Source organism: Pseudomonas sp. 2VD, from assembly GCF_005503585.1.
GTDB lineage: Bacteria > Pseudomonadota > Gammaproteobacteria > Pseudomonadales > Pseudomonadaceae > Pseudomonas > Pseudomonas aeruginosa.
Map to the genome: position 1 here is coordinate 1 of NZ_SCND01000568.1, position 2,347 is coordinate 2,347.

The 2,347-nt window shown below is 66.4% G+C and carries 3 protein-coding genes; 2 read left to right on the top strand and 1 reads right to left on the bottom strand.

Features of this window, described 5'->3' with window-relative positions; translation table 11 throughout:
• Positions 1-795 (bottom strand): LysR family transcriptional regulator (locus FFS27_RS31750; protein WP_137952504.1); only part of this gene is annotated, 795 nt, incomplete at its 3' end.
• 131 nt (positions 796-926) lie between these two features.
• Here FFS27_RS31750 and FFS27_RS31755 point away from each other — a divergent pair.
• Together FFS27_RS31755 and FFS27_RS31760 are read left to right on the top strand one after the other, a co-directional pair.
• On the top strand, positions 927-1,625 hold the full coding sequence (locus FFS27_RS31755) for a CoA transferase subunit A (protein ID WP_003088566.1): 699 nt from the start codon (positions 927-929) through the stop codon (positions 1,623-1,625).
• A gap of 34 nt (positions 1,626-1,659) precedes the next feature.
• Positions 1,660-2,316 carry a CoA transferase subunit B gene (locus tag FFS27_RS31760; RefSeq protein WP_003088567.1) on the top strand — a complete coding sequence of 219 codons (657 nt, stop codon included), beginning with the start codon at positions 1,660-1,662 and terminating at the stop codon, positions 2,314-2,316.
• Positions 2,317-2,347 lie beyond the last annotated feature (31 nt).

A 2,347-nucleotide genomic window follows, 5' to 3' on the forward strand; every position in this document is an offset into this window, starting at 1 on the left:
TCGCTGCACCTGCGGCGCGTAGAGCGGCAGGCAGCGCGCGCCGAGTTCCTGCATCTGCTGGATGCACAGGGTCGGCACGGCGCTGACACCCAGTCCCTGGGCGACCATCCGCCCGACCGTGACCAGTTGGTGGCTCTCGAACGCCACCGGCAAGCGGCCGTGCTCGGCGGCCACGCTTTCTTCCAGGAGCAGGCGCACCGCCGAGGGGCGTTGCAGGGTAATGAAGGGCTCGCCGAGCAGTTCGCGCCAACTGACCCGCTCCTGCCCGGACAGCGGCGAGCCGGCCGGCACCACGGCGACGAAGCGGTCGCTGTAGAACGGGGTGAACTCGAGGTTTTCCAGGGACTCCGGCTCGAAGGCGATGCCCAGCTCGACGCGTCGGTTGCGGACCATCTCCAGCACCTGCTCGTTGATCACGTCGTGCACCGCCACGTTGACCCGCGGGTGGCGTTCGCGAAAGGTCTTCAAGACCAGCGGCAGCAGGTTGCCGGCGAAGGAGGGCATGGCGGCGATGGAGACCTTGCCCAGTTGCAGGGTGAAGTGCTGGCGCAGCAATTCCTCGGTATTGTCCCAGTCGGCCAGCAGGCGCAGCGCCAGCGGCAGCAGGGTCTCGCCCTCGGGGGTGAGGCTGACGCTGCGGGTGGTACGTTCCAGCAGCGGACCGCCGAGGCTTTCCTCCAGGCTCTTGATCGCCAGGCTCAGGGCCGGCTGGGAGAGGTGCAGGCGTTCGCCGGCCTGGGCGAAGCTGAGGCTCTGCGCCACGGCGAGGAAGGCGCGCAACTGCTTGACGGTCATTTATTTGTTTTTCTCATCAATGGATTGGAAAAACAAACTTAACAAATCAGTCCGCAGCGGAGAAGCTCTGTGCGACCCGGCAGTCAGACTGCCGCACGCACAATCACAAGAGCCGGAAGAGGCACAGCAGCATGAGCGGACTCGACAAGCGAGTAGGCAGTTACGAAGAGGCCCTCGAAGGCCTGACCGACGGCATGACCGTCCTCGCCGGGGGCTTCGGCCTCTGCGGGATTCCCGAGAACCTGATCGCGGAAATCCGCCGGCGCGGGGTCAGGGACCTCACGGTGGTCTCGAACAACTGCGGCGTCGACGGTTTCGGCCTCGGCGTGCTGCTGGAAGACCGGCAGATCCGCAAGATGATCGCCTCCTACGTCGGCGAGAACGCCCTGTTCGAGCAACAACTGCTCAGTGGCGAGCTGGAAGTCGAACTGACCCCGCAAGGCTCGCTGGCCGAGAAGATCCGCGCCGGCGGCGCCGGCATCCCGGCCTTCTTCACCGCCACCGGCTACGGCACCCCGGTCGCCGAGGGCAAGGAGGCGCGCGAGTTCAATGGCCGCCACTACATCCTCGAGCCGGCCATCACCGGCGACTTCGCCATCGTCAAGGGCTGGAAGGCCGACCATTTCGGCAACGTCGTCTATCGCCACACCGCGCAGAACTTCAATCCGCTGGTCGCCACCGCCGGCCGCATCACGGTGGTCGAGGTGGAGGAGATCGTCGAGCCCGGCGAACTGGACCCGACGCAGATCCACACCCCCGGCATCTACGTCGACCGGATCATCCAGGGTCGCTTCGAGAAACGCATCGAGAAACGCACGCTGCGCGCCTGACGGCGGCCACTACAACGACAAGAGGTTTCCCCAGATGGCACTTACCCGCGAACAGATGGCGCAGCGCGTGGCGCGCGAATTGAAGGACGGCTACTACGTCAACCTCGGCATCGGCATCCCGACCCTGGTGGCCAACTACGTACCGGAGGGCATCGACGTCATGCTCCAGTCGGAGAACGGCCTGCTCGGCATGGGCGCGTTCCCCAGCGAGGCGGAAGTCGACGCCGACATGATCAACGCCGGCAAGCAGACCGTGACCGCCCGCGTCGGCGCGTCGATCTTCGACTCGGCGCAGTCCTTCGCCATGATCCGTGGCGGCCACGTCGACCTCACCGTGCTCGGTGCCTTCGAGGTGGACGTGCGCGGCAACATCGCCTCCTGGATGATCCCCGGCAAGCTGGTCAAGGGCATGGGCGGCGCCATGGACCTGGTGGCCGGCGCCGAGAACATCATCGTCACCATGACCCACGCCTCCAAGGACGGCGAGTCCAAGCTGCTGCCGTACTGCACCCTGCCGCTGACCGGTTGCGGCTGCATTCGCAAGGTGCTCACCGACCTGGCCTACCTGGAGATCGAGGACGGCGCCTTCATCCTCCGCGAGCGCGCCCCCGGGGTCAGCGTCGAGGAGATCGTGGCGAAGACCGCCGGCAAGCTGATCGTCCCCGAGCACGTGCCGGAAATGAGTTTCTGAATCGCGGCCCGCGCGGCCGGCGCCTCCACGC